Annotated in this window: 25 protein-coding genes; all 25 read right to left on the bottom strand. The window is 45.6% G+C overall.

Annotated features, from left to right (window positions below; genetic code table 11):
• Positions 1–84 precede the first annotated feature (84 nt).
• On the bottom strand, positions 85–1299 hold the full coding sequence (locus KKI13_02900; GenBank protein MBU4488001.1) for a type II secretion system F family protein: 1215 nt from the start codon (positions 1297–1299) through the stop codon (positions 85–87).
• Positions 1300–1317: 18 nt separating this feature from the next.
• Complete coding sequence (tadA, locus tag KKI13_02895; GenBank protein MBU4488000.1) at positions 1318–3036, bottom strand: Flp pilus assembly complex ATPase component TadA; 1719 nt, start codon at positions 3034–3036, stop codon at positions 1318–1320.
• Between the two features lie 3 nt (positions 3037–3039).
• A complete protein-coding gene (gene tadA / locus KKI13_02890) occupies positions 3040–4773 on the bottom strand; it encodes a Flp pilus assembly complex ATPase component TadA (GenBank protein MBU4487999.1) in 1734 nt (577 codons plus the stop codon).
• A gap of 41 nt (positions 4774–4814) precedes the next feature.
• Positions 4815–5270 (bottom strand): hypothetical protein, encoded by a 456-nt coding sequence (locus tag KKI13_02885; protein ID MBU4487998.1) that lies wholly within the window; start codon positions 5268–5270, stop codon positions 4815–4817.
• Positions 5271–5291: 21 nt separating this feature from the next.
• Positions 5292–6356 (bottom strand): type IV pilus twitching motility protein PilT, encoded by a 1065-nt coding sequence (locus KKI13_02880; GenBank protein ID MBU4487997.1) that lies wholly within the window; start codon positions 6354–6356, stop codon positions 5292–5294.
• Positions 6357–6529: 173 nt separating this feature from the next.
• On the bottom strand, positions 6530–7939 hold the full coding sequence (locus KKI13_02875; protein ID MBU4487996.1) for a diguanylate cyclase: 1410 nt from the start codon (positions 7937–7939) through the stop codon (positions 6530–6532).
• A gap of 188 nt (positions 7940–8127) precedes the next feature.
• Positions 8128–9900, bottom strand: coding sequence for a TIGR03960 family B12-binding radical SAM protein (locus tag KKI13_02870; GenBank protein MBU4487995.1), 1773 nt, complete (start codon positions 9898–9900; stop codon positions 8128–8130).
• A gap of 4 nt (positions 9901–9904) precedes the next feature.
• The gene (rodA, locus tag KKI13_02865; GenBank protein ID MBU4487994.1) at positions 9905–11002 is read right to left on the bottom strand and encodes a rod shape-determining protein RodA; all 1098 of its coding nucleotides are present in this window, start codon (positions 11000–11002) and stop codon (positions 9905–9907) included.
• A gap of 3 nt (positions 11003–11005) precedes the next feature.
• Positions 11006–12724 carry a penicillin-binding protein 2 gene (mrdA, locus tag KKI13_02860; protein ID MBU4487993.1) on the bottom strand — a complete coding sequence of 573 codons (1719 nt, stop codon included), beginning with the start codon at positions 12722–12724 and terminating at the stop codon, positions 11006–11008.
• Entirely contained in the window at positions 12721–13236 is a 516-nt protein-coding gene (gene mreD, locus KKI13_02855; protein MBU4487992.1) for a rod shape-determining protein MreD, read from the bottom strand. Before mreD ends, mrdA begins: the two co-directional genes overlap by 4 nt.
• Positions 13224–13997 (bottom strand): rod shape-determining protein MreC, encoded by a 774-nt coding sequence (mreC, locus tag KKI13_02850; protein MBU4487991.1) that lies wholly within the window; start codon positions 13995–13997, stop codon positions 13224–13226. Before mreC ends, mreD begins: the two co-directional genes overlap by 13 nt.
• An 18-nt stretch (positions 13998–14015) precedes the next feature.
• Complete coding sequence (locus tag KKI13_02845) at positions 14016–15107, bottom strand: rod shape-determining protein (GenBank protein ID MBU4487990.1); 1092 nt, start codon at positions 15105–15107, stop codon at positions 14016–14018.
• 93 nt (positions 15108–15200) lie between these two features.
• Positions 15201–16490 carry a 3-phosphoshikimate 1-carboxyvinyltransferase gene (aroA, locus tag KKI13_02840; protein ID MBU4487989.1) on the bottom strand — a complete coding sequence of 430 codons (1290 nt, stop codon included), beginning with the start codon at positions 16488–16490 and terminating at the stop codon, positions 15201–15203.
• A gap of 79 nt (positions 16491–16569) precedes the next feature.
• A complete protein-coding gene (locus KKI13_02835) occupies positions 16570–17328 on the bottom strand; it encodes a hypothetical protein (GenBank protein ID MBU4487988.1) in 759 nt (252 codons plus the stop codon).
• A 58-nt stretch (positions 17329–17386) separates the two neighbouring features.
• Entirely contained in the window at positions 17387–18301 is a 915-nt protein-coding gene (locus tag KKI13_02830) for an RluA family pseudouridine synthase (protein MBU4487987.1), read from the bottom strand.
• A complete protein-coding gene (locus KKI13_02825; protein MBU4487986.1) occupies positions 18277–19023 on the bottom strand; it encodes a prolipoprotein diacylglyceryl transferase in 747 nt (248 codons plus the stop codon). The genes KKI13_02830 and KKI13_02825 overlap by 25 nt, the downstream gene beginning before the upstream one ends.
• 7 nt (positions 19024–19030) lie before the next feature.
• The gene (gene lspA / locus KKI13_02820) at positions 19031–19492 is read right to left on the bottom strand and encodes a signal peptidase II (GenBank protein ID MBU4487985.1); all 462 of its coding nucleotides are present in this window, start codon (positions 19490–19492) and stop codon (positions 19031–19033) included.
• Entirely contained in the window at positions 19492–19863 is a 372-nt protein-coding gene (locus KKI13_02815; protein ID MBU4487984.1) for a TraR/DksA C4-type zinc finger protein, read from the bottom strand. The genes lspA and KKI13_02815 overlap by 1 nt, the downstream gene beginning before the upstream one ends.
• Positions 19864–19868: 5 nt before the next feature.
• Positions 19869–22712, bottom strand: coding sequence for an isoleucine--tRNA ligase (gene ileS, locus KKI13_02810; GenBank protein MBU4487983.1), 2844 nt, complete (start codon positions 22710–22712; stop codon positions 19869–19871).
• 4 nt (positions 22713–22716) lie between these two features.
• On the bottom strand, positions 22717–23580 hold the full coding sequence (mtnP, locus tag KKI13_02805) for an S-methyl-5'-thioadenosine phosphorylase (GenBank protein MBU4487982.1): 864 nt from the start codon (positions 23578–23580) through the stop codon (positions 22717–22719).
• A gap of 23 nt (positions 23581–23603) precedes the next feature.
• Complete coding sequence (locus tag KKI13_02800) at positions 23604–23909, bottom strand: YggT family protein (GenBank protein MBU4487981.1); 306 nt, start codon at positions 23907–23909, stop codon at positions 23604–23606.
• A gap of 2 nt (positions 23910–23911) precedes the next feature.
• The gene (locus tag KKI13_02795) at positions 23912–24727 is read right to left on the bottom strand and encodes a pyrroline-5-carboxylate reductase (GenBank protein ID MBU4487980.1); all 816 of its coding nucleotides are present in this window, start codon (positions 24725–24727) and stop codon (positions 23912–23914) included.
• Position 24728: 1 nt separating this feature from the next.
• Positions 24729–25430 (bottom strand): YggS family pyridoxal phosphate-dependent enzyme, encoded by a 702-nt coding sequence (locus KKI13_02790; GenBank protein MBU4487979.1) that lies wholly within the window; start codon positions 25428–25430, stop codon positions 24729–24731.
• 527 nt (positions 25431–25957) lie between these two features.
• Positions 25958–26272: a hypothetical protein gene (locus tag KKI13_02785; protein ID MBU4487978.1), complete on the bottom strand. Its 315-nt coding sequence runs from the start codon at positions 26270–26272 to the stop codon at positions 25958–25960.
• A 26-nt stretch (positions 26273–26298) separates the two neighbouring features.
• Positions 26299–26639: hypothetical protein (locus tag KKI13_02780; GenBank protein MBU4487977.1), on the bottom strand; the 341-nt coding region annotated here is incomplete at its 5' end.

Here is a 26639-nt window from a genome sequence, read left to right as displayed (position 1 = left end):
CATAATAGTATACCATACAAAGCTAAAAAAATCAATACCCCGAATATCCGGACAACCGAATACCCTGATACCCAAACTATTGTGTTACATATTTATAATCGTCGATATCTTGAATATTGGCAGGAACATACAGATAACGATTGTGCCGATTACTATGCCCAAAAAGGCAATGATCAGGGGCTCTATCATGCTTGTCAGGCCGGTGACAGCGGCATCTACCTGCGCGTCGTAGAAGTCAGCTATCTTTGAGAGCATCTTTTCAAGCTCGCCCGTTTGCTCCCCTACCGAAATCATCCTGACGACCATGGGTGGGAATACCTTACTTTTAGCAAGCGGCTCTGCTATATTTTCCCCCTCCCTTATGCTGGACCTTATACTTACCACTGCCTTTTCTATAAGCTTATTGCCCGATGTTTTGCCGACTATCTCAAGCGAGCTCAAAATGGGCACACCGCTTTTTACGAGGGTGGAGAGGGTGCGCGTAAATTTGCTGACCGCGACTTTGCGAAGAAGTATCCCGAATATGGGCATGGTAAGCGTTATGGTATCGAATCTGAGGCGCCCTTTTTCGGTATTTATATACCGAATAAGGAGAAAAATCATAATTACTAGAAAGCCAACGCCGAAAAAGAAATACTTACGCAAAAAATCGCTTAAATCAATCAAGACCTGAGTCGGGCGGGGCAATGCCGCGCCGAAACCGGCGAATATATCTTTAAAGACCGGTATGACTTTAACAAGGAGAATAATTGTAATGACTATGGCCATGAAAGTTATAACCGCGGGGTATATCAATGCCGATTTTATCTTTCTCTGCAGTATGCTCGTCTTTTCCAGATAAGTCGCCACCCTGTCCAGTATCTCGTCTAACATACCGCTTGATTCGCCGGCCTTCACCATATTCACGAATAGGGTGGAGAATGTCTTCGGATATTTTGAAAGTGCCTCGGAGAGGCTTGAGCCCGTCTCCACATTATCCCTCACATTCAAAATGACCTCCGAAAAAGTCTTGTTCTCCATCTGTTCGCCCAATATGTCAAGCGCGCCGACAAGGGGAATACCCGCATCTACCATAGTGGCAAGCTGCCTCGAAAATATGACCATATCATCTATATTTACAGATCTACGCTGAAAAAACCCGCCCTGTTGCGTTATGCTCGTCTTTGCTTCCGCAATAGAGACTATGACAAGATCTTTTTCTCTCAGCTTGCCGATTAAAAGGGCCCTGTCCGGAGCATCTAAGACCCCTGTTACGGTCTGACCGCTTGTATTCTTCGCGACATACTTGTATAATGCCATGTTACCCTCCTAACTGCCCTATTCTACCGTCGTAATCCTCAGCACTTCCTCCAGCGTCGTATCGCCGTTAATAAACTTTTTAAGCGCGTTATCCCTCAATGTGGACATACCGTGTTTAACGGCATAGTCCTTTAATTGATCAGCCGGGACGCATTTTATAATCATGTCTCTTATAGCATCGTCTATTATAAGGACTTCCAATGTCCCCATCCGGCCGTAGTAACCCGTATTATTACATTTGGGACAGCCGCGGCCCTTGAAGAACTTCTTTCCTTTCAGCTTATCCATTTCTGCCTTATTAATCCATACTCTCTCCAGTACGGCCATAGGTATATCCGCTTCTTCTTTACAGTGCGGACATATACGCCTGCATAACCTCTGCGCGGCTGTAAGGACGATACTTGAAGCAACGAGAAACGGCTCTACCCCCATATCGATCAATCGCGTAATAGCGCCGGGCGCGTCATTAGTATGCAAAGTACTCAGCACAAGTTCGCCCGTTAAAGATGCCTTAATGGCTATGTCCGCCGTTTCGAAATCCCTTATTTCTCCCACCATTATAATATCCGGACTCTGCCTTAGAAGCCCTCTTAAGCCTGCTGAAAAAGTAAGCCCGATATCGGCGTTGACGGGAATTTGCGTAATTCCTTCGACCTGATACTCCACGGGGTCTTCGACTGTTATGATATTCTTCTCCGGTGTATTAAGTTTGTTAAGTATAGAATAAAGAGTCGTAGATTTGCCGCATCCCGTCGGTCCCGTGAGAAGCAACATGCCATAAGGCCTCTTGAGGCCCTCTTCAAACCTCTCGAGTTCTTCTTTAAGAAAACCCAATTTATCAAGTCCGACGCCCAAGCTGCTTTTATCAAGTGCCCTCAGCACCACCTTGCTTCCGTAGGAGACGGGTAGGACAGAGACCCTGAAATCCACTTCTCTTCCTTCAAGGCGTATCTTAAATCTTCCGTCCTGAGGAAGCCGGGACTCGGTTATATCCAGTTTTGACATTATTTTCAATCTGGCCAATACGGCATTTTGATTCTTCTTGGGAAGCGTCAGGGCTTCATGAAGCGCGCCGTCGATCCTGTATCGTATCCGCAATTCGCGCTCACACGGTTCTATATGGATATCGCTCGCGCGTTTTTTCAACGCCTCCGCCAGCATAAGGTCCACCATTTTGACTATGGGCGCTTTTTTGCTTTCTTCGGTAAGGCGGGATATATCTATATCTTCGTGCTCTACTACTTCTAACTCTCCTTCCTTTTCTTTCGCATCCTCCAATATCTGCGACATTTCCGTGCTTGCGGTACCGTAATAAATATTTATCGCTTCCTTTATATCACTCTCTGTGGCAAGTACCGGATCAATGTCAAACTTGGTAAGCATTCTTATGTCGTCTATAGCGAATATATTGAGCGGGTCGCTCATTGCCAAAGTAAGGGTATTGCCTAATATTGCCACCGGAAGAAGATGATACTGCTTTGCGATCCGTTCGGGTATGAGTTTTATGACATCGGGACTGATCTTGTATCTCGCGAGATTCATCGGCGGGATATTGAGCTCGCGGCTCAGTATTATCATCAGGTCCTTTTGGGTAATAAAGCCCTCTTTTACCAGGACCTCGCCTATATTGGACTTCTCCTTCTTCTGCATCTTAAGCGCCTTGTCAAGCTGCTCTTTGGTGATGAGCTTGCTGTCCAGGAGTACTTCCACTAGTCTGTCTTTAAGCGATTTTGCCATTTGTTACACCGTATCCATGTCCTGGTCGCCGGTCGTCAACCTGATGACTTCTTCCCATGTCGTAATACCGGCCAGTACTTTCTTGAGACCGTTCTCTCTTAAAGTAACCATGCCCTCTTGCCGTGCCGCCTCTTTTATCTGATATTCCTGGGCCCTATTTGCTATCAATGTCTTTATTTTTGGGGTCAGGACGAGTGTCTCCATAAGGCCCACTCTTCCTTTATATCCGGTATTAATACAATTCTTGCATCCTTTTCCGCGGTAAAATAGAGGCTCCCCGCTTACCTGAATATTGCATCTCTCTATCGCAGCCTTATCTATTTTGTATTCCTCTTTACAGTTTGGGCATATTTTTCTTGCAAGGCGCTGAGCCCCGACAAGTACCACCGAAGACGTTATCAAAAAAGGTTCTACTCCCATATTCACAAGCCTGATAACCGCCCCCGGCGCAGTCGTCGTATGGAGGGTGCTTAAGACCAAATGGCCCGTAAGCGCCGATTTGATGGCAATATCCGCGGTATCAAAATCCCTTATCTCCCCGACCATTATTACGTCGGGATCCTGCCTTAAGATGCTTCTTAAGGATTTCGCGAATGTCAGGCCTATTTCCGGCCGTATTGATACCTGGTTTATCCCGTACAGATCGTATTCCACCGGATCTTCTACCGTCACTATATTTTTTTCCGGTGAATCGATATTTTTTAATATGGAATAAAGTGTGGTCGTCTTGCCGCAACCCGTAGGCCCGCAAACTAATATCATGCCGTGAGGCCTCTCGGCTTCTCTTTTTAAATCATTGAGGGGCGCATCTTCAAAGCCAAGCTTATTTACATCAAGCATCGCCTGGCTTTTATCAAGGATCCTCATGGCCGCCTTTTCGCCTTCGCTCGACGGAAGAACGGATATCCTGAAATCCACTTCTCTATTCTGTATCCTTATTTTAAATCTTCCGTCCTGCGGCAGACGGCGCTCCGAAATATTAAGATTTGACATGACCTTTAACCTTGATACAATGGCTTCGTGCATGGACCGCGGCGGATTCTTTGCCTCTTTAAGCATGCCGTCTACGCGATACCTCACCCGCAAAACCCGCTCCATGGGCTCTATTAATATATCGCTCGCCCTCATCTTCACCGCCTCGGAAAGAAGCAGATTTGTTATTGCGACGACGGGCGTCTCTTGGGTCATTCGGACGAGGTCGGTAGAATCCGCTTTCTTCGTTTCGGCGCCTTCTTCCACCATTTCTATCCTGCCGACTTTATCCATGCCCTCCATGATCTCTTCTATCGCTTCGTGCGCGCTTTCGCCGTAATATTGGTCGATGGCTTCGTCCATATCCTTATCAGTAGTAATAAGTATGCCTATCTGAAAACCGGTAAGCGTTTTTATTTCATCTACTGCGAATATATTCAACGGATCGGCCATTGCCACCGTAAGAAGGTTGCCCATCCTGGAAATCGGGAGCATCTTGTAGCGGTATGCGAATTTACGCGGGACTAATTGTATTAACGACGGGTCTATTTTGTAGCGGGAGAGGTTTATCGGAGGGATGCCCAGCTCCTCGCTGAGCACAACCATGAGGTCTTTTCTGTCGATAAGGCCGTTATTGATTAAAATATCGCTGAGCTTACCGCCTTTTTCCCTCTGCATTCCAATCGCTTCTTTGAGCTTCTCGGCGGTAATAAGCCCCTTCTCAAGCAATATCTTATTAAGGCGTTCTTTTAATGATAAGGCCATTTATAGCTTTCAGCTATCAGCTGTCAGCTTTCAGCTGATAGCTATTTTACTTTTTTCTTATAGTACTTATCGATTGCATTTTTGATATCAGTCGTCGTGCTGACAAATATCTGCACCCGTGAGCCCGATATCATCTCTATGTCCTCTATTGCCTGCGTATTAAGAGGGTTTGCCATTGCTATAGTAAGCGTATCACCTATTTTATCCACACCTATGAGGCAATATTGCCTTGCAACGTTTTCCGATATCATGTCTACAATCCTAGTCTCTATTTCATAACTGACTAAAGGTAAATAAGGGAAACCATACTGAACCGTAATGGCTTGGGCTATCTGTTCTTCCGTGGTGCACCCCATACTCACAAGTATATCGCCTAAGAGCCCGCCTTTTTCCTTCTGTATCTTAAGGGCCTTCTCCAAGCCTTCCTTAGTTATTAAGCCCCTCTCCATGAGAAGGTCTCCCAATTGTTTTGATATCACTCTTTTTCCGGGCAGCATAATCTCCTTAGCGCCTTCCTCTTATTTTTTGAACAGCCTTCCAAGATCTTCAGTGTCAAGCGTCCTTGCAAAGCATTCCTCGTAACTTACAAGGCCGTTCTTATGTAATTCGTACAATGACTGGTTCATTGTGCGCATGCCTTCTTTCAGTCCGGTCTGTATGCTGGAATACATCTGATGGACTTTCGATTCTCTTATTAGAGAACGAACGGCAGGCGTTATTATCAGAACCTCCGTAGCGAGCACTCGTCCGGACAGCGTCTTTTTTGGCACCAATTGCTGCGAAAGTACACCCAAAAGCACAAAAGAGAGCTGCGTGCGTATCTGCTGCTGCTGATGAGACGGAAAAACGTCTATAATCCTATTGATCGTCTGGATGCTGTCGGATGTATGCAATGTCGCGAATACAAGATGGCCCGTTTCAGCTATTATGAGCGCAGCTTCTATCGTCTCAAGGTCCCTCATTTCGCCTATTAGTATGACATCCGGATCCTGGCGAAGGACGTGTTTAAGGGCAGAGCCGAATGAATAGGTATCGTAATGGACCTCTCTTTGGTCTATTATCGCCTTTTTATTGCTATGCACAAATTCTATCGGATCCTCTATCGTCACTATGTGGCAATCGCGCTCTTTGTTTATAAAATCTATCATGGATGCCAAAGAGGTGGATTTTCCATGGCCTGTAGCACCGGTAACAAGTACGAGCCCTTTAGGTTTTCTGCAGAAAGAAGTAACGACATCTACCGGAAGGCCGCATTCCTCAAAACTCATTATATCATAAGGTATCATCCTTATGGCTACTCCTACACTTCCCCTCTGGAGAAAGATATTTACCCTGAACCTTCCTTTTTTCGGAAGCTCAAAGGAGAGGTCCAGCTCCTTGTTCTTCTCAAAAATAGCTATCTGCTCCTTTGACAGAATGCTATAGGCAAGATTTTTCGTGTCTTCAGGATATAGAATATCGTTCGTTGCATTTACCAGTCTCTCGTCTATTCTTATTTTGGGCGGCGAATTTACGGAGAGGTGCAGGTCGGATGCCCCTTTTGCGATCAATATTTCAAGAAGCGCGTTCATATCGGTTTTCATTCTTACTCCTTGCGTGTTATCGGGGTCAGACCCTCGTTATGTTAACTACACATTGCTGAGGGTCTGACCCCCTCTCGTCTCATGCCGCCGTCTTTAGTCTTTGGTTCGACTTCGCTCACCATTCCCTCGAACCATCCCGAGCAACGTCGAGGGATTGGGTCATCGCAAACGCTTTAGATTATTCTGTTCTTACCTTGCGTTCTGGCTACTGACACTCCTGTGGCGGCTTTTCTCATCAACTCGGCAGCGCTCATTCCGTCTATGGGGTTTTCGCTCACCCCGCCGCTTATAGTCAGGCGCCTTATCTTTTCGCTTTCCAGTTCCATATTCTCCACGTCTCTTCTGACATCTTCGGCGATCTTATATGCCTCGCGCTTATTCTTTTCGGGCAGCAAAAGCGCAAAGGAATCTCCGGAAAGGCGGGCAGCCCTTCCTATTTCTGTAGCATGCCTATTAAACGCTGATGCCAATTTTTTGAGCGCCTTTTCCGTGGCCAATTCTCCGTTTTCTGTTCTGAATTTGTCAAAGTCGTCTATACTAAAGACTATATAAGAACACGGCCGTTGGCAAATAACGGCCCTTCTTATCTCTTCCTCAAGGCGCTCGGCAATATATTTTTCGTTATAGAGATCCGTAAGGTCGTCTTTTATTTCCAGCTCCTTTGCCCTTTTTGTCAAGATGCTGCTTTCATAGGCGATTGCGGCCTGCTTGGCAAATATCTTAAGGACGTCCGCGTCATCTTCCTTAAATTCAAAACCTTCGGCGTCATTTCCTATCAAAATTAACCCCACCGCCTTTTTACGCGATATTATGGGGAGCGCCGCGAAATTCTTTATATTATTTTCCTCCCGGAAATCCTGCACCTCTTTTGAGGGTTTTATTTTACTGTCGGAATAAACCGGCATGCCGCTAATGAGGGCGCTTCCCAAAAGGTCCTTACCGACTTTTATCTCAAGATGACGGAGATTGTCGTTTGAAATACTAGCGGAAGCATTGACCTCAAGGGTCGTGGGATCGTTCGGTTTCTGAAGAAAAAGGACTGCGTATCCCGCATTGATTATATGGGATATTTTATCAGTGATGAGGTCCATGATATCCGCAAGTTCCGCAAAACTGGAGATATGTTCACCTATTTGAAGAAGGCTGGAGAGCACAAGGACTTTTTTGCGGATCTCGGTATTCATTAGTTTTGTTTCTTCGCCGTAAAGTTTTAACTCCTCTATCTTTCCCCTTATGTTAAGCGTAATCTCGTTAATGGAACGGCCGAGGTCCCCTATTTCGTCTTCGGTGCGTATCTCTAGCTTGTGACTTACATCGCCGTCGGCAATACGCCGCGTCTCTATAGCCATCTCTATAACGGGTTCCACCATCTGTTTAGCCAAGACCAATCCCAAAAAAGTGATGACCACGCAGAAGAAGAGCACCCACGAGAGGCTTAGAATATCTCCTTTTGGAGGAAAGATGTAATCCCGCACCATATACAGTGAAACCAAAAGGGGGATTATGGACATTAGGCAAAAAGCTATCAGAAGTTTATAACGGAGGCCGCGCGGAATAAGAGATAATTTTTTAAAAAAATCCATTTTAGGGCTCCTCAATGAGCACATAACTTACGGAGCAATGATATTCATGGGTGCGACATAAGTTATAAGTGCGAATTGATCCTGATCCGCCAAAGGCGGAGAAGGATCTAAGTTAGCTTCGGCAGTTCTCCCAAGTATACATTATCCTAATATAATTGTCAATATATTGATGTATACGGCGATATGGGCTATGGGGCACAGGCGAGGGAACCAGTATCTTTGTGCGCCAAGATACTATCTTTTATAAGGGCTTCCTTGCTTATCCCCGAACTTATATGGTCCCAGGCAAGAGGTTCAGAATAGCTTCGCTCCTTTAAATATGCCTCTACATCCACGCCGCATTCCCTTATGGCTGACTGCCAAGTATTATTGTCAAAGATATCCTTCCAATTATCAAAACGCGCGCCTTTCTTAAATGCCGATTCGACAAGAAAAGCAAGCCTCCTGTCGCCGCGGGAAAAAAGCGCTTCTAAAACACTCATATCTACGCCGTGGGTGTTCAATTTTATCTTTTTTGTCCTTATATTCCTTCGCAGGCGTGAAATTTTTCCCATCAAATCCTCCTTTGGCGCTATCGCTTCCCATTGAAAAGCTGTATGCGCTTTAGGTATAAACGAGGATACGCTCAAAACTATCTCCAAAAAACTCATCCCGCCCTTATCTCTCTGGCCCAATATCTCATAAGCTAACTCCGTTATCGCGTCTATATCAGCGTCTGTTTCGCCGGGGAGGCCTATCATAAAATATAATTTTATCTTCCGCCATCCCAGTTCGCGCGATCTTTTTGCGGCCGACAAAAGTTTCTCGATATCAATATTCTTGTTTATAAACTTTCGCAGTCGGGCGCTCGCGGCTTCCGGGGCAAATGTAAGGCCTGTCTTTTTTATCTTTTGTATAATGGAAGGCAGGCTCTTTATACTGTCTTCGACGCGCAGTGAAGGAAACGATATGCTTACCCCTTGGGATTTAAAGCGTGATACCAATTTAGCCGCCAGGTCTGCTATGCCGGGATAATCGCCCGTAGAAAGCGAGAGGAGCGATATTTCATCATGGCCCGTAAAAGAATATGTCTTACTGCAGATTTCTAATATCGAATCTTTAGAACGCAGCCTGAGGGGCGAATAGATCGTGGTCGCCTGGCAAAACCTGCAGCTGTGCGGGCATCCGCGCATTATCTCAAGGCTTATGCGATCGTGCACTAATGGAATATATGAAACTATCTGCCTGGCGGGATAGAAACATTTCTCCAGGTCTTTTGACGTCCTCTTTTTTATGAAAAGCGGGGCATCCTTTTCTAGCGAAATAAGCTCCGAAAATATTCCTTCTTTGTAGGACGCCTTGTAAAAGCCCGGAATATATACTCCTTCTATGCCGGCAAATTCCCTTAACAGGTCCTTCCTCGCGCCTTTTCCCGCTTTCTTTGCGGCAATATACTTTTCTGCTATTTCCAAAACCGCTTCTTCGCCGTCGCCTATCAAAAAGAGGTCTATGAAATCCGCCATCGGTTCGGGATTAAATGCTGACGGGCCTCCGGCTATTATTAAAGGGTGGCTCTCGTTTCTATCCTGCGTTTTAAGCGGAATACCCGACATATCAAGCATGTTTAACAAATTTGTATAATTGAGTTCGTGCGCGAGGGAAAAACCGACTATATCAAATTCAGATAAGGGCTTATTATTTTCCAGGCTGACAAGAGGTAGGTTTTCGCTTCTCAATAACTTTTCCATATCGTGCCACGGCGCAAATGCTCTTTCGCACAAAATATTATCTCTGGAGTTGAGAAGGTGATATAAGATCTTGATGCCGAGATGGCTCATCCCTATGTCATAAATATCCGGAAAGGCCAGCGCCACTTTCAAATCGGCGCTTTCCCAGTCTTTGACTATGGAATTGATTTCGCCGCCGATATATCTCGCCGGCCGTTCCACATATTGCAGCAGTTCTTCGTATTTTTTATCCATATTATTAAAAAAGGGTGCGGTGCATATCGATATTTATGACTAACGCGATGGCGATGAAATTCATAATCAGGCTTGAGCCGCCATAGCTTACAAATGGCAGCGGTATGCCCACCACCGGCATAAGGCCCACTGTCATAGCTATATTGACGATCACCTGAAATGCCAGCATACCGGCTACGCCCATTACGACTAATTTACCGTAGAAATCGTTCGTCCTTTCGGCTACCGAAAGGATGCGGCTTATGAGAAACACAAATAAAAATACGACCAGGAGCACGCCGGCAAATCCCCATTCTTCGCCTATTACGGCAAATATGAAGTCGGTATGGCTCTCCGGCAGAAAATTAAGCTGATTCTGCGTCCCGCCTAAAAAGCCGCGGCCGAACAATCCGCCGGAACCTATCGCTATTTTCGACTGTATTATAGTGTACCCCGCTCCGAGCGGATCCATATTGGGATTTATGAATACGAGCAACCGCCTTTTCTGGTATTCCTTAAGAAAATTCCACAAAAATGGCGAAGAGGCAACGCCGGCTATGACCAATCCAGCCATATATTTTACCGGCATCTCAGAGACGAGAAGCATGATAAATAATATCGCGAGCAATATGAGAGCGCTCCCAAGGTCCGGCTCTTTAATTATCAATAAAAAAAGGACGCCGGCCAATAGAAACGGCGTGATAAGCCCTTTTATTGTCCGGATAGCGTGCCTGTTATTTCCGATATAAAACGCCAATACCATTATGAGTATTATCTTTGCGAATTCGGATGGCTGAAAAGTAAGCCATCCTATGCTGAACCACCTTTTTGCACCCATGCGCGCGCCGCCCGCAAAAAGGAGCACTAAGAGCATCAGGGCCATAATACCATAACAGAGATACGACCAGTCCAATATGCGGCGGAAATCCATATTGACTATGATTACGAGCATAACAATGCCCGCTAAGAGCCACATGGCCTGGCGATGAGCAAAATTCGTGCCATTAGACTCATATATTCCGTGCGAAGCGCTATAAAGGAAAAGAAGCCCCGCCGAAACTATAATAAGCGGTAATATTATTAAAAAAAGGTCAAAATTTTTCCTGTAATTTATCCTGTACATGTTTTACAAATAACCTAATTCTTTCAATTTTGCGAAGATACTGGAGGCCATCTTGGCCGGTTTGTCGCCGCCCTTGCCGCCGTATTCCAAAAACACCACTAATGAAAATTGCGGTTTATCTGCGGGCGAAAATCCGGTAAACCAAGCATGGGTGCCCTTAGGGCCGGCTTCCGCTGTCCCCGTTTTACCGGCGACACTCAAGCCTTTCGCCCTCGCCGCCTTAGCGGTCCCGCTGGGATCATCAACGGCCCTTTTCATACCTTCTTTGATTGTCCTGAAAGTCTCTTTTGAAATATCAAGCCGCCTTCTTTCCGCCCCTTTCACCTCAAGGCCGCCTATCTTTCTCACTAAAAACGGCTTTACCAGAATACCCTCGGTCCCTACGGCGTTTGTCATCCTGAGTATCTGTATAGGCGTAACAAGAAGGTACCCCTGGCCTATGGCATAATTTACAGTATCGCCCTCAAACCAACTCTGCCTCATCCTGTATAGTTTCCACGCCCGCGTCGGAACCGTACCAGCACTTTCGTAAGGCAGATCTATGCCGGAATTTCTTCCCATTCCGTATTTTACGGCATAAGCAGCCAAGCCGTCTACTCCGGCCTTGCGGCCAACCTGATAAAAAAAGACATTACAAGAATTCTTTATGCCGTCGATTATAGTTTCGGTGCCATGGCCGTCATCTTTCCAGCAATTAAATCTCCATTTGCCGAGCATGTAGAACCCAGGGCAGTTCAATTGATCGTGCAGGCTCATGCGTTTCATATCAAGAGCCGCGGAACTTGTGACCAATTTAAATACTGAACCCGGAGGATATGCGCCGGATATTGCCCTATCTATCATGGGGTAATCGCTTCTTCCGAGCAAAATCTTTATAGAATCGGGTTTCAGCGCAGAGACAAATATATTGGGATCGAAATCCGGCTTACTGACAAGCGCCAGGATCTCTCCTGTTTCGGAGCTCATGACAATCGCAGCGCCTCGCTCGCCCTCCATAAGGGAATCTATGTGTGCCTCCAATTCCAGGTCTATGGTCGTAGTTATGTCCTTGCCCTTCTCCGGCTCTTTGATGCCAAGCTGTCTCAATTCCCTTCCGCGCGAATCGACCTCGGCCTGGATCCCGCCTTCTTCGCCTTTTAGGTAGCTATCATAAAATGATTCCAGGCCGCCCCTTCCCACATGATCCATCGCTTTGTAGCCGTAATCGCTCAGCGCGTACAATTCATCCTCGTTGATTTTCCCCAGATAGCCTATGACATGCGAACCCATATTTTTATGCGGATAATACCTGACGGAACGCGTCTGAATCAATAACCCCGGCAGATCCAGACTTTTTTCCGAAATAGCTATCGCCAGCTCCTTCGCCACATCATCTTTTATTACCATCGGTACAAAAGGCGCAATGGTATTTTCCCTTATCTCGTCTTTGAGTACGCTCGCGGACTTATTCAGCAATCTCCCCAATTCCTCAAGCGCCTTATGGTCCGGATAAAACTCCTGCGGCATGACTACGCAATCAAACGCAAGCCGGTTTCCTGCAAGCAGGTTTCCATCACGGTCATATATATTCCCGCGCGGCCCGGAAAGCGGCAATAGGCGGATCCTGTTCATCTTTGCCAAGTCTTGATAATATTCGCCCCGGACACACTGCATATAAAATAGATACACAATTAGGACGCTAAATAACGCTATTATAATTTTTCGGATAAAACTTATAATCATAGTATGCTGGTCTCGCCCAGATTAAATACCCTAGAGAGAAACGTATAAATTAGGATCCCCAGAAAAGAATTATATATTGCCGACAAAAATGTCGATGGGCTGAATACAAAACTAAAAGACAGGTTTGAAAGCAAAAAACGGTTTTCAAGACAAAGAAAAAAACGATATGCGGAGAGGATAAAAATCGTTGAAAGAAAAATCAGTATAGCGTGAGTGGCCATACTTTCTCTGTAGATCTTCGTATTGAATCTACCTATAAAGTAACCGACGATGGAAAAGAGAATGGTATTCAGTCCGAAAAGGCGGAGGGAAAATATATCTAAAAGAATGCCGGCAAAAAAAGCGGTCTCGAATCCGTACCGCTCATCGGTAAAAAGCGCGAAAAATACCGCCAAAATTATCGGGAAGCTGGGTTTCGCTCCGAATAAGCTTAAGGAATTGGCGAGTGAAACCTGCAAAAAAAATGCCAGCAGTATGAGGCTGTAGTCCCGCAGGCGATTTATTTTATACATATCACTTCTTCCAGCTTTGAAAGTTCCGCATACGGCTTCACTACGGCATATTTATATAGTGTGCCTTTTTCTTTTGCTACAGATACCACTTCGCCTATAAGCATGCCCTTAGGATATATGCTGCCGCTTCCCGACGTAATTACCACATCATTTTTATTAATATCGGCTTCCAGGGAAAGATAGATGATTTTACATCTCCCCTCCGGAGTGCCTACTAGAAGCCCCTGTTCTCTGGATCGTTGCAAGAGGCCCGCTACCTTGGAATCCACATCATTGATAAGCAGGACTTTACTCAAGTTTTTCCCTACCTCCCTTACGCGGCCGACCAAGCCCTGGCTTGAAACTACAGCCATATCTTTTACTATGCCGTTATTCCTGCCTTTGTCTATAAAAATCACGGATGCCCAGTTATTTGGATCTCTGCCTATTACCGCTGCCGCGACAGAATTCTTTGCTACTTGGGATTTCAGGGAAAGGAGGTCTTTGAGGCGCTTGTTCTCAATAGATACTTCACGCAATTCTATAAGTTTACGCTCAAGTGAAAAAACCTTACGCTTAAGTTCCGTCTTTTCATTATCTAAATAGAAGAATTTTGAGATTTTACTGATGGAATTTACAGAGGCGCTTACCATTTTTAACGGCAACCTGGCAATATTCGCCAGGTTCATTTTAAGGCGTACGAGGATGGGCGGGGGCGCGAACATTGTCCAGATAAAAATCGCAAGCAATGCTATTACGATGATTATCCTGGGCTTAATCACTTTAAATTACTATTCCGATTATTGCTGTTGTTCTATCTGGCGCAGGCCGGTAGTTACCGCCCTGAGGTATTTGATTTCGCCTAAGACTTTTCCTGTGCCCATTGCAACGGCTGTCAGAGGGTCTTCCGAAAGATGCACGGGTAACCCGGTCTCTTCCGACAAGAGTTTCGGCAGCCCCTTAAGGAGAGAACCGCCTCCTGCCATGACTATTCCCCTCTCTATCAAATCCGCGGAAAGTTCGGGCGGCGTTCTCTCTAGGGTTATCCTTACCGATTCGACGATCTGGGCAATGGGTTCGGCAAGCGCTTCTCGTATCTCTTCGCTAGATATGGTTATCATCTTGGGAAGTCCGGCTACAAGGTCGCGGCCGCGGACTTCCATTGTTAATTCTTCTTCCAGGGGAAATGCTGAGCCGATCTTGATCTTTATATCCTCGGATGTCCGCTCGCCGATCATCAAATTATACGTCTTTTTCAGGTAATCGATTATCGCCTGATCCATCTCATCGCCGCCTATGCGTATGCTCCGCGAAAACACGATACCGGCCAATGATATAACGGCTATTTCTGTCGTCCCGCCTCCTATATCAATGATCATATTTCCCGCGGGTTCCTGTATAGGCAATCCTACGCCGATGGCGGCGGCTATGGGCTCTTCTACCATATAAACTTCCCTTGCGCCTGCATGAAGCGCAGAATCTTTAACCGCCCTCTTCTCAACTTCGGTAATGCCGGAAGGTATTGCGATGACCATTCGCGGCTTGACAAAAAACTTCTTTGAGCTGTGCGCCTTCTTTATGAAATGGCGAAGCATGCTCTCGGTTATCTCAAAATCCGCTATGACGCCGTCTCTCATCGGCCTTATTGCGACTATGTTGCCGGGGGTCCTTCCAAGCATGCGCTTCGCCTCTTCGCCTACGGCTAGCACTCTGGATGTGCCTTTTTCGACCGCCACTACGGAAGGCTCGCACAAAACAATACCCTGGCCTTTTACAAAGACGAGGGTCGTGGCTGTGCCTAAATCTATCCCCATATCATTTGAGAAAAATGCGAAAAAATAATTAAATATTCTTATGAGTTTATCCGCGATCTTTTTTACCTTTTCCTTCATGACTACCCTCGCAATAGGTTTTCAGGGTTAAATTACCGAATATGAGAGAACGAACGCTAAATGATTATAGCAAAAGACGTTAGTTGTGTCAATCTATTTGCTGACTGCCGCGGCTTTTAGGATATTAAAAAATTCCGGGAACGAGGTGGCCACGCACGCCGTATCGTTTATTATGCTCTCGCCGGAGGAGCCAAGCGCCGCAACGGCCATTGCCATGGCTGTGCGATGATCGCCAAAACTGATGAGCTCCGCGCCCCTTAGGGCGTGCATTCCTTCTATAATGATATTCTCGCCTTCAGACTTTACGACACCGCCCATCTTGACGAGATTTTTCTGCATAGAGCCTATTCTGTCCGTCTCCTTTACCCTCAACTCGCCCGCTCCATTTATTACAGTAGTCCCTTTTGCGAACGCGGCCGCTACCATAAGTACCGGTAACTCATCTATGGCGCGCGGCACCTCTTCCTTTTCCACAACCGTTGCTTTTAGACTGCTTGCCGAAACGGTTATATCACAAACGGGCTCACCGCTATCTTCCAATAAATTTACTTCTATATCGGCGCCCATGCGCCTAAGGATATCAATGATGCCGATGCGCGTTTCGTTCATCCCTACTCTTCTAATAGTGATCTTAGAGCCGGCAAGAAGTAATGCCGCCACAATAAAGAAAGCGGCGCCGGAAATATCGCCGGGGACACTTATATCCTTTGCCGTAAGCTCACTTCTCTTTATAGAAACCTTAAGGCCGCTTACCTCAAGATCTGCACCCAAAAGTTTAAGCATGCGCTCGGTATGGTCGCGCGATTTCATCGGCTCACGCACTGTCGTTATACCATCGGCATAAAGGCCCGCAAGTAAAATAGCGGATTTGACTTGGGCGCTTGCGAGGGGCGAATCATACGCTATCGCCCGAAGAGCGCCGCCCCGTATTTTTAAGGGCGCCAAATTGGCTCCGCCTTTTCCCTCAATACATGCCCCCATGCGGCGAAGCGGCTCTGTAATTCTCTTCATGGGACGCATACTCAACGATTCGTCTCCGGATAGCACCGCCTCGAAATTTTGCCCCGCAAGTATGCCAAGCAAAAGGCGCATTGATGTCCCTGAATTACCAAGGTAAAGTTCTTTCTTGGGTTGCCTTAGCCCCCTTAGCCCTACACCTTTTACTCTGACCACATCGCCTGTATCTATAGAGACGCCCATTTCCTTAAAGGCGTTTATGGTGGCTATGCAATCCCCTGCCATAAGAAAGTTCTTTATCACGCTCTCGCCTTTACTTATAGCATTGAGCATTACGGCCCTGTGAGATATAGACTTATCACCGGGGACGCGTATCTCGCCCTCTATTCTTTTTGCAGGTCTTATTTTTTCCGAATTCTTTTTCATGCCACATTACACCTTATGCAAACTAAACGGGCCGGGCTATTTAACCCGGCCCACAATAAAAATACTATTCGAGAAAATTTTATTTCGGCCTTACCACCACCTTGTCATTCACCTGAATAGCCCCGGGTTTCGTCTCTTTCACTATGGTCGCGGCGGACATAGTATCGTATATCTTCTCTACCTGAGCTTCCCCCACATACTTGCCGTCCCTAAAGACCGTGATAATATCACCTAAGATTATATCGTCGTCAGACCCGGCGTTCGTAACTATGAAATTGTATTCCTTATTTACTACGAGGACCTTCCCTTCAAGCTCGCCTTCTTCTTTCACCACAATGCGCTCAAGTTCGACACCCTGTTTGCCTACAATCTCCTTTATTTTATTCTCAAGTTCATCTTTGACTGCTACAAGCTTGTCAACTCGTTCTCTCAATTGGCTATATTTAAGCTTTTCTTCATCGAGCGTTGATTGAAGGTTCTCTTTTTCATTCTTAGCGCTATCCAGCTGGTTTTTTATGCCGGCAATTTCGCTGTCCTTTTTACTGAGTTCGCGCTTGATGGTTTCGCCTTGCGCTTTTTCCTTCTCGTAACTATCTCCGAGCATCTTGGCCTGCGCCTCAAGGGCGCTTAGCTTAAGCTCCAGATCGCTTTTTATGACTTTTACCTCATCAAGTTCAAACGATAATTTCTTCTTGGCCTTCATCACCTCGGCCAACTCATTCTGGAGAAAGAGCTTTGAATTTCTTTCGCCTATAAACAAAAGCGAGGCGACTACAGTGCTGAATAGAAATACCGCCGCGAACACAACGACACCTAACGACTTTATATCTTTATTCATAAGAGCCATCCTTAAAATGTTATTTGTATAATTATACCATATGTTTTTAAAAAAGCAACTACTTCATTCTTAATTTTACAATCAACTTTTTCATATCTTCAGGCAGCTTCGACTCAAATTTCATTACTTCCTTTGTATCCGGATGAAAAACCGATATGCTGGATGCGTGAAGCGCCTGGCGGCCCATTAGATCGCCGGATTTTTTTGAGCCGTAGGTAGCATCGCCAATAATAGGATGGCCTATATATGCCATGTGGACGCGTATCTGATGAGTCCTGCCGGTCTCTGGCCTCACCTCTAAAAGGCTGCTATTCATAAAACGCTCCAAAACTTTGTATCGCGTAACTGCCTGCCTCGACTCCGATAATCTCACGGACATTTTTTTTCTGTCGCGCGGGTGGCGGCCTATCGGCTCAGATATTATGCCGTTATCAAGCTCCACCACGCCTTCCACAACTGCCGTATACCTCTTATCGGTGGTACGCTTATTGAATTGTCTGGCTAAAAACGCATGAGACGACTCGTCTTTCGCCACTATCATAAGCCCCGACGTATCCTTGTCGAGCCTGTGGACGATGCCCGGCTTCATCTCCGATGAAAATGAAAGATTTTTAGTATGATTCAAAAGCGCGTTTACCAGCGTGCCCGTATAATTTCCCGGCGCCGGATGGGTCACCATGCCCGCGGGCTTATCCACGACCATCAATCTCGCGTCTTCATATATGATCTTGAGCGGGATATTTTCGGCTTTTATATCTAGTTTCCGCGCTTTAGGCACTTCCACTTCTATAAAATCACCTTTTTCCAACTTGTAATGGTTATTCCTGGGACTCCCGTTTACAAGGACTTTTTTATCGGTTATGAGCCGCTGTATGTGCGTCCTGGACATAAATTTCGGAAAGCGTTCAACCAGATACTTATCCAGTCTCGCGCCGGCGCCGCCAAGATCTACCGCGAACGTATAGTTTTCCATTTTAAAGAAACCAGCATTATTAGTGAAATGATTAATATCGCCAGCGAAATAATCTGCGATACCCTGAAGTTAAGAAATACTACGGCGAGATCGCCCCTTAAAAAATCCACAAAGAAACTTACGATCGAAAACATTGCCAGATAAAGCGCAAAAACTACGCCGTCTATTTTGTTATTTTCATAGATTTTTTTCAGTATTACAAATATGGCGAGAAAGCACACAGAAAGGTAAACCTGCACCGGATGCTCGCACTCGCCCTGGCCGGAAAAAGCTACGGCAAAAAAAGAATCGGAGGCCACCCCATAGCAACAGCCGTTTAGGAAGCATCCTATTCTGCCTATGGACTGCGCCAGGGCAACATAAGGCACCATCATGTCCGCCGTCTTTAATAAAGGAAGGCGTCTTCTTGATATAACAAAGCACGCCGCCGAAATACCCGCAATCAGGCCGCCCTGAAACGCGAGGCCTCCGTGATTTATCATTATCACTTCAAGCGGGTACTTGAAATAATAATCCATTTCTAAAATGACATGGAGCGCTCTTGCGCCTATGATGCCAAAGATAATGGCGTAAAGGTATATATCTAAAATGTTTTCCCGCTTTATACCTCTTCTTTTTGCTTCTTCGGCCGTCAGATAGACCGCTGCCAAAAACCCCAAGGCGACCATTACGCCGTAGGAATAGATTTTAAAATTACCTATTTGGAATAATATCGGGTGCATACAGCCTTTAGGGTTTAATATGCTGCTTGTCCCTGCCGAATACCAGAATATGACATATCAAGAGCAATCCGCCTAGTGATATAAATATGTCGGCAAAATTAAAGACCGGCCAGATCCTCAAATCTATAAAATCGACAACATATCCGAACCTGATTCTGTCTATCAGATTCCCTATGGTACCTGCAAGTATTAAAAGCAGCCCTGTCCGCGCGAAACGATAATTGCGCTCAAATCTTTTTGCATAAAAAAGTATGAGAAGTATAGCAACAACTGAGATGAAGATAAATACAGCGGCCCTCTCTTTAAAAAAACCGAAGGCGGCGCCGCTGTTACGCACTAAAGTAAGGTGAAGTACGTTTTTAAGAAGCGGTCGGGTATTATTCAACTCCAAGTGCATCGATGCCCAAAATTTAGTCAGTTGGTCAACTGCCACCAAAAGGCCGGCTATTAAGGCGGCGCGTAACTTCACTATTTCGCCTCTTCCTTCCGCTTGCATGCCATGCAAAGCTTTGCGTGCGGAACTGCCGTAAGGCGTTTTTTGGAAATCTTCTTGCCGCACGACATACATGTACCGTAACTCTCATCCTTTATTCTCTTTAGGGCATCGTCAATATCCAAGAGCGTGTTGCGTTCGCCGGAGGCCAGCTTAAGAGAAAACTCGCGGTCATAATTATCGGATGCCATATCAGCCATATGCAGGCTGTAAGCCGAGAGGTCCCCCGAGGCTTCTTTTTGCGAGTTTTTGCGGGTGTCTTCGGTAATGTGGTTGACATCTACCATCAACTCATCTCTTTTTTTGAGCAGTAACTTTTTAAATTTTTCCATTTCCGGCTTCTTCATCAAACTTATCCTTTCTTATTTAGAAGCGGGCTATTCACCGCCTCCATGCATTTGGCGCAAAGAGTGAGATGTTCCTTGCTCGAACCGACTGTCGCGGAGTAATTCCAGCATCTTTGGCATTTTTCGCCGTCCGCCGCTTTAACCGAAATATCTACCGGAATACCCTCGGCGGCCTTTCCGCATTCGGGGGATTCTTTTGAGATCTCAGCTGAAGAAACTATAAAAAGCGGAGCAAGAATATGTTTCTTCGCATCTAAAAGCTCTTGCCAGTCTTTTTCACTGCTATACAAAATGACCTTAGCCTCAAGGGAACTGCCTATAAGGCCTTTAGTCCTTGCTTCCTCAAGCTCTTTTAAAACACCTCCTCTTAACGGCAGTAATTTTTCATTCCATAATTTCATATCTTTTTCGCTGAATTGGCGACTCAGCGCCGTCTTCAGAGATAAGAGATCCGGCCAATCTTCAAGATGAATACTTTCCTCCCCTTTATGGCGTGGGATACATCTCCAGACTTCATCAGAAGTATATGCCAGGATAGGCGCCATGACCCTCGTAAGGATATTTATTATTTCAAAAAGGCAGCTCTGGGCGCTGCGCCTTCTAATTGAATTCTTCCCCGCAGTATATAAAGTATCTTTCAAAACATCAAGATATATGGATGACATGTCCACTACGCAGAAATTGTAAATAGCGCTGAACGCTTTATGAAACGTAAATTGCCTAAAATTGTATTCGGCCGATTCCAAGAGCCACAATGTCCTCCCGAGCGCCCATTTGTCGTTCTCGGACCATTTTTCTATCGAGACGACATCTTTTGCAGGATCAAAATCGCTTAGATTTCCCAATATAAACCTGCAGGTATTCCTTATCTTCCTATATGCCTCCGCCAGGCGCTCCAATATTACGCCGGACAGGCGGACATCATCGCTATAATCGCACGAGGCAACCCATATACGCAGTATGTCAGCGCCGTATTTTTTCATCACCTCTTCGGGGGATATTACGTTGCCGAGGGACTTTGACATCTTCTTCCCCTCGCCGTCAACGACAAAACCGTGAGTAAGTACCATTTTATACGGCGGTACACCATCTATGGCTATTGCGGAAAGGAGAGATGATTGAAACCATCCGCGATGTTGGTCGCTTCCCTCAAGATAAAGATCGCAGGGAAATTCGTTTCGCGGCTTCAGGACAGCCTGATGGCTAACGCCGGATTCGAACCATACGTCCAATATATCCGTCTCTTTTGTAAAGGTGGTACCCCCGCATTTTTTACACGAAACGCCCTCAGGAAGAAGGTCTTTGACGTCTTTGGCGAACCAGGCATTGGAACCTTCCTTCTCAAATATGTCCGCTGCATGGCGTATCAGCAACTCATTTAAAATCAACTCTTCGCAGGAAGCGCAATAAAAGGCTGTGATCGGCACGCCCCATAATCTTTGCCTCGAAAGGCACCAATCAGGCCTCGCTTTTACCATTGCCGATATCCTCTCTTTGCCGGCAGGCGGCAGCCACTTTACATTGTTCTCAATATCCGCGCTTGATTTCTCTCGCAGCCCTTCGTGATCCACATTTATAAAATATTGCGCAGTCGCTCTGAATATGATGGGGTTCTTACATCTCCAGCAATGGGGATAAGTGTGATTTATCGGCTCGGTATAAAGCAGTGCGCCTATCTTCTTTAATTTATCTATTATCTTTTCGTTTGCTGAAAAGACATGCATCTTCGCAAACTCACCGGCAGTATCATCAAACCTTCCCTTGGAATCTACCGGCATGATAGTAGGCAGGTTATATTTTTTCCCGGTCGCGTAGTCATCCGCGCCGTGTCCGGGAGCGGTGTGTACGCAGCCCGAGCCTTCTTCGTGTGAAACGTAATCTGCTAGTACTATTTTTGAATCTCTATCTATAAACGGGTGGGCGCAACTGAGCCCCTCCGCCTCTTTTCCGTAAAATGAAGCGAGCACTTTAGTATCGCGCAGGCCGGCTTTTTTGCTGACCGCATCAAGTAATTCTTCCGCGAGTATAAGATAACTATCTCCGCTTTGTATAAGGACATACTTCATTGACGACGAAAGCGCGATCGCTACATTGGCGAGGAGCGTCCACGGGGTAGTAGTCCATATCAATACGTATATATCTTTCTTTATCTCGTTGACCGGAGTTTTATCAGCCATCTTTTTAAACTTATCAACGTCTTTAAGTTTAAACTTCACAAAAACTGACACTGATGTGTGCGACTCGTATTCCACTTCCGCCTCGGCAAGGGCAGTCTCGCACTTAAAACACCAGTTGACCGGCTTTAATGCCTTATATACATATCCTTTCTCTACCAATTTCGCGAATGACCTCACTATGGCCGCTTCGTATTTAGGATTCAGCGTAAGATAAGGATTTTCCCAATCGCCAAATATGCCAAGCCGTTTAAACTCTTCTTTTTGAATATTAACGTATTTAAGCGCGAAATCGCGCGCCTTTTCGCGGAACTCTACCTGCGGCATGTCAGTCTTTTCTATCTTCAAGTTCTTCATCAGCTGGTGCTCTACCGGAAGGCCGTGACAATCCCAGCCCGGGATAAACGGCACCTCACATCCCGCCATCGTATTAAATTTTACGACTATATCCTTCAGGATCTTATTTAGAGCATGGCCCATATGTATATCGCCGTTAGAGTAAGGCGGGCCGTCGTGAAGGATATATTTTTTGCCGGCGGACTTTCTTCTTTCCATAATGCGGCCGTATATACGCATATCCTCCCAGGCCTTCAGCATCTCGGGCTCGCGGCCCGGAAGATTCGCTTTCATTGGAAAATTCGTATTCGGCAGATTTATGGTATCTTTGTAATCCATATTTTTATTTTATATACTTCCCTATGATTATATCCAGTTTCGCCTTCGTATCGGCCGGAATTATATCATTAGGCGTTACTATGGCGTGTTTAAGGCTTGATCCGCATTCGCACTCCCGGGCCTCCGGCATATCGCTCACTATCTTTTTTATGATAGCCTTTGCCATCTCAACGTTCTTCTTCATATTATTTATTACCATGTCCATGTTCACGTCTTCGTGGCCTTTGGCGTACCAGCAATCATAATCCGTTACCATGGCAAGCGTCGCGAAACACATCTCCGCTTCTCTGGCAAGTTTGGCCTCGGCCATATTCGTCATACCTATTATATCCATACCCCAACTTCTATAGAGAATCGATTCTGCCCGGGTAGAAAACGGCGGGCCTTCCATATTGATATAAGTGCCGCCCTTATGTACAGCGGCGCCGCATTTTTTTCCCGCGTTATACACGACATCGCATAAATTGCGGCAGACGGGATCCGCGAACGATACATGGGCTACTATTCCGTCCCCAAAAAAGGTAGAACGCCTCGCCTGATTGGTCCTGTCCACAAACTGGTCGGGCACTACCATATCAAGCGGTTTCAGGTTCTCCCTGAGGCTCCCGACAGCGCTTATGGATATTATCCTTTCTACGCCCAGTTTCTTCATCCCATATATATTCGCGCGGTAATTGAGATCGGTGGGAAGCACGCTATGGCTCCTATTATGCCTCGGCAGAAAGACGACTTCCTTTCCCTCTAATTCTCCCAGCATATACTCATCTGACGGCTCTCCGAAGGGCGTGGAAAGCTTCTTCATCTTCTTATTTTTGATGCCTTCTATGTCATATAAGCCGCTGCCGCCTATAATGCCTATTTTTGACATCCTCGCCTCCTATATTTCTATTCTCACATACCACCAAAATGCCGGCCAAGCTGATATAGCGTCGTCACAAGAAAATATCGCAAAAATACCAAAGCCAAAATAGCTAAAATAGGCGATATATCCAGCCCGACACTGTAAGCAGGCATTATGCGCCGAAACGGCGTCAAAATCGGTTCTGTAGTCTTGTATAAAAGCTGCACAAGGAAATTATAGGGATCAGGGCTAAACCAGCTCAAAACAGCCCTTATTACGATAAGCCAGTAGGCAAGTGGAATTATTATGTCCAAAACCTTTGCAACCGCTATAAAAAAATTTCCCAGTATAAACATTGTCAGCCCTCACTCAATTCCTTGGCGCGTTTTCGCGCCGCTTCTATGCCGCCTTTAAGTATATTTTCCAAGCCTTTTTCGGCGAAATATTTAAATGCCGCCTCGGTAGTCCCGCCTTTTGAGGTAACGCGCTTCCTAAGCGATTCCGCCTGTGAATCGCTGTCGGCAAGCAAAAGTGCGCTCCCGAGCGCAGTCTTAACAGCGAGCAATTTCGCTTTCTCTTTCTCTATGCCCATCTCTATTGCGCAGCGCTCAAGTATCTCTGTCAGATAGAAAAAGTAGGCGGGGCCGCTGCCTGAAATGGCCGTAACCGCGTCCATAAACTTTTCCTCTACCTCTACAACTTCGCCTGTAGCCGTAAAAAGCGTTTTGACGAATTTCATATCTTCCGTTGTAACGCAATCATCGCGGCATATGGCGGAGGCGCTGGCATTGACAGAAAGAGCCATATTGGGCATAACGCGGATAACCCCCACCTTATCGTTAATAAATTTCTTTATCTTATTAATGGTAAAACCGGCTGCTATAGACACCAATAGCTTCGAAGGGTTTATAGCGTGGTTGACCTCTTTCAATACCTCTTCCACATCCTGCGGTTTTACCGCAAGGACAATGACACTGCATTCATTGCACAGCTCTTCAGAAGAATTTGAGATATTGGCATCCAGACATTCGCCGACATGCCTCGCTTTATCTTTGTCAATATCATATAAATAAAGGCTCCCCGCATTTACAAGGCCGGAAAATATAGTGCCTTTGGCAATAGCCTCGCCCATATTGCCGCAACCCAATATGCCTATCTTTCTTTCTCTTTCCATGTCATTTTCCTTTTCCGCCTTTGGCGGAGAATATGGCTGAGCCGATTCGTACAATATCAGCGCCTTCTTCGATGGCGACCTCAAAATCGCCGGACATCCCCATTGAAAGGTGCTTGAGAGAAATGTTCTCGGAATTGAATCCGGCTAACGCGTCACCGAGACCCCTCAACTGCTTAAAATACCGCCTCGAACTTTCCGCATCTTCGGAATAAGGCGCTATAGCCATCAAGCCCTCAAGCGCTATGTTCTTCATGCCGCTGATTGCAAACAAAACATCTTTAGCGGCTTCCGGCCGTAGGCCATATTTCGTTTCTTCGCCGGATACATTGAACTGTAACAGTATGCTCTGCACCTTATCTATCTTCTGGGCTTCTTTCTGTATCTCTTCTGCCAGATAAACGCTGTCTACAGAATGGATGAGGTCGAATACCTTTACGGCGGATTTTGCTTTATTTGTCTGAAGATGGCCTATGAAGTGCCAGCGCAGATTTGCCGCATCGCCGAGCGATTCATATTTTGATAAAGCGGCCTGGACAGTATTTTCGCCTATATCGGTAACGCCGTTCGCGGCTGCTTCGCGCACGTCTTCCGTATCCGCCTCTTTAACAACGCAAACCAATACGATATCCTCGGCTCTTCGGCCAGAACGCAAAGCCGCTTGCTTGATTCTTTCACAGACGCTGTTAAGATTATCCTTAATCATTTTTATGGCTTGTTAGGATAGCACAAGAGGGGTCTGTTGTCAAGAAATTATGGTATATTTATGGTATATACCTTATGGCAATATCATTTGCTAAACTAAAGCTATTTGATGAGGAGGACCCTGAAATGGTTGGCTATGAAGCACACCTTCCTGTGTGGCGCGGGAGCAGTTCCCGATTGAATTGGAAAGCGTTTCTAGTTATATAGTTATAGCGTCGTCAAGTCGCAGCTAACTATTTGCCACAACTTTTAAATCTATGTCCGACAATCCGTCATTATGTTAAATACGTCTCGTCGGAGAGTGTCCTTAAAAAGCCAGTTTCAGAATTATATCGGCGTGTTTCAGTGCTTTTTGTGCTTAAAACTCGTCGGAAATAAGTATTACGAGTTCGCTTAACAAACGTTAAGAGGTATCGGCTCTGCGACGTGAAAACCCGCCCCCTATTTCTATTAATAGGAAACTAACTGCTCAGGGGTACAATGGCGGTTGTGCATCAAATATCGCAAGGTAGCGTGTCTAGTTATTTGTTATTTATCGCTGACGATTTTTCTAAGGATTTTATCCATTTTAAGTTGTGCGAAGAAACTGCCAATTATAACGCCGCATAAAATAGATATCCATATTAAGTTCATACGTGCTAAGCTAATCATACCTGTCTCGATAAATTCCTTGACCTGAGGAGCTTTCTCAAATAATTTTGTATATGCTGGAATAAATTTATTAAAAATTAAGTAAAAATAAACGACGCCAAAGAGGATGATCAAAAAAGTTAATGTTCCATATATTTTTATAGCACTTGGGCGTTTCTTTAAAAACTCTTTTTCTGATTCACTAAGGTTCATAAATTTCTCCTTTTTATTATTAGCTATCAACGCAATCCGTCTATTTCCTCCCACTCTTCTTTATTTACATCGTTTATCATGCCGCCTATGTCAGAACCCGTCTGAAAAGCTTCATTAATACCTTGTATTAAATCTGTTATAGAAAATCCCGCACCTGTTACAAAGGCCCACACCCCATATGGAAGCATGGGTGGGAAATAGTAAGAGCCTGCTATCATGACTCCTCCAGCCCCCATTAATATACCCCCTGCCCAACCTTTCCAACTATACGGCCACGTGAAAGTTCGTATTTGTGCGAAGTATCCAATATCTCCACCTCTATGCCAACTGATTAAAATCGTAGGAGGACCAAAAATCCTCATGAATG

It is taken from the genome of Candidatus Omnitrophota bacterium (assembly GCA_018894435.1).
Lineage (GTDB): Bacteria > Omnitrophota > Gorgyraeia > JAHIPI01 > JAHIPI01 > JAHIPI01.
This window is presented reverse-complemented; position numbering and strand designations above follow the sequence as displayed.

Excerpts from the sequence above, each read along its gene's own strand:
- KKI13_02900 (MBU4488001.1), bottom strand. The coding sequence starts at position 1,299 with ATGGCATTATACAAGTATGTCGCGAAGAATACAAGCGGTCAGACCGTA.
- tadA (MBU4488000.1), bottom strand. The coding sequence starts at position 3,036 with ATGGCAAAATCGCTTAAAGACAGACTAGTGGAAGTACTCCTGGACAGC.
- tadA (MBU4487999.1), bottom strand. The coding sequence starts at position 4,773 with ATGGCCTTATCATTAAAAGAACGCCTTAATAAGATATTGCTTGAGAAG.
- KKI13_02885 (MBU4487998.1), bottom strand. The coding sequence starts at position 5,270 with ATGCTGCCCGGAAAAAGAGTGATATCAAAACAATTGGGAGACCTTCTC.
- KKI13_02880 (MBU4487997.1), bottom strand. The coding sequence starts at position 6,356 with ATGAAAACCGATATGAACGCGCTTCTTGAAATATTGATCGCAAAAGGG.
- KKI13_02875 (MBU4487996.1), bottom strand. The coding sequence starts at position 7,939 with ATGGATTTTTTTAAAAAATTATCTCTTATTCCGCGCGGCCTCCGTTAT.
- KKI13_02870 (MBU4487995.1), bottom strand. The coding sequence starts at position 9,900 with ATGGATAAAAAATACGAAGAACTGCTGCAATATGTGGAACGGCCGGCG.
- rodA (MBU4487994.1), bottom strand. The coding sequence starts at position 11,002 with ATGTACAGGATAAATTACAGGAAAAATTTTGACCTTTTTTTAATAATA.
- mrdA (MBU4487993.1), bottom strand. The coding sequence starts at position 12,724 with ATGATTATAAGTTTTATCCGAAAAATTATAATAGCGTTATTTAGCGTC.
- mreD (MBU4487992.1), bottom strand. The coding sequence starts at position 13,236 with ATGTATAAAATAAATCGCCTGCGGGACTACAGCCTCATACTGCTGGCA.
- KKI13_02845 (MBU4487990.1), bottom strand. The coding sequence starts at position 15,107 with ATGAAGGAAAAGGTAAAAAAGATCGCGGATAAACTCATAAGAATATTT.
- aroA (MBU4487989.1), bottom strand. The coding sequence starts at position 16,490 with ATGAAAAAGAATTCGGAAAAAATAAGACCTGCAAAAAGAATAGAGGGC.
- KKI13_02835 (MBU4487988.1), bottom strand. The coding sequence starts at position 17,328 with ATGAATAAAGATATAAAGTCGTTAGGTGTCGTTGTGTTCGCGGCGGTA.
- KKI13_02830 (MBU4487987.1), bottom strand. The coding sequence starts at position 18,301 with ATGGAAAACTATACGTTCGCGGTAGATCTTGGCGGCGCCGGCGCGAGA.
- KKI13_02825 (MBU4487986.1), bottom strand. The coding sequence starts at position 19,023 with ATGCACCCGATATTATTCCAAATAGGTAATTTTAAAATCTATTCCTAC.
- KKI13_02815 (MBU4487984.1), bottom strand. The coding sequence starts at position 19,863 with ATGAAGAAGCCGGAAATGGAAAAATTTAAAAAGTTACTGCTCAAAAAA.
- ileS (MBU4487983.1), bottom strand. The coding sequence starts at position 22,712 with ATGGATTACAAAGATACCATAAATCTGCCGAATACGAATTTTCCAATG.
- mtnP (MBU4487982.1), bottom strand. The coding sequence starts at position 23,580 with ATGTCAAAAATAGGCATTATAGGCGGCAGCGGCTTATATGACATAGAA.
- KKI13_02800 (MBU4487981.1), bottom strand. The coding sequence starts at position 23,909 with ATGTTTATACTGGGAAATTTTTTTATAGCGGTTGCAAAGGTTTTGGAC.
- KKI13_02795 (MBU4487980.1), bottom strand. The coding sequence starts at position 24,727 with ATGGAAAGAGAAAGAAAGATAGGCATATTGGGTTGCGGCAATATGGGC.
- KKI13_02790 (MBU4487979.1), bottom strand. The coding sequence starts at position 25,430 with ATGATTAAGGATAATCTTAACAGCGTCTGTGAAAGAATCAAGCAAGCG.
- KKI13_02785 (MBU4487978.1), bottom strand. The coding sequence starts at position 26,272 with ATGAACCTTAGTGAATCAGAAAAAGAGTTTTTAAAGAAACGCCCAAGT.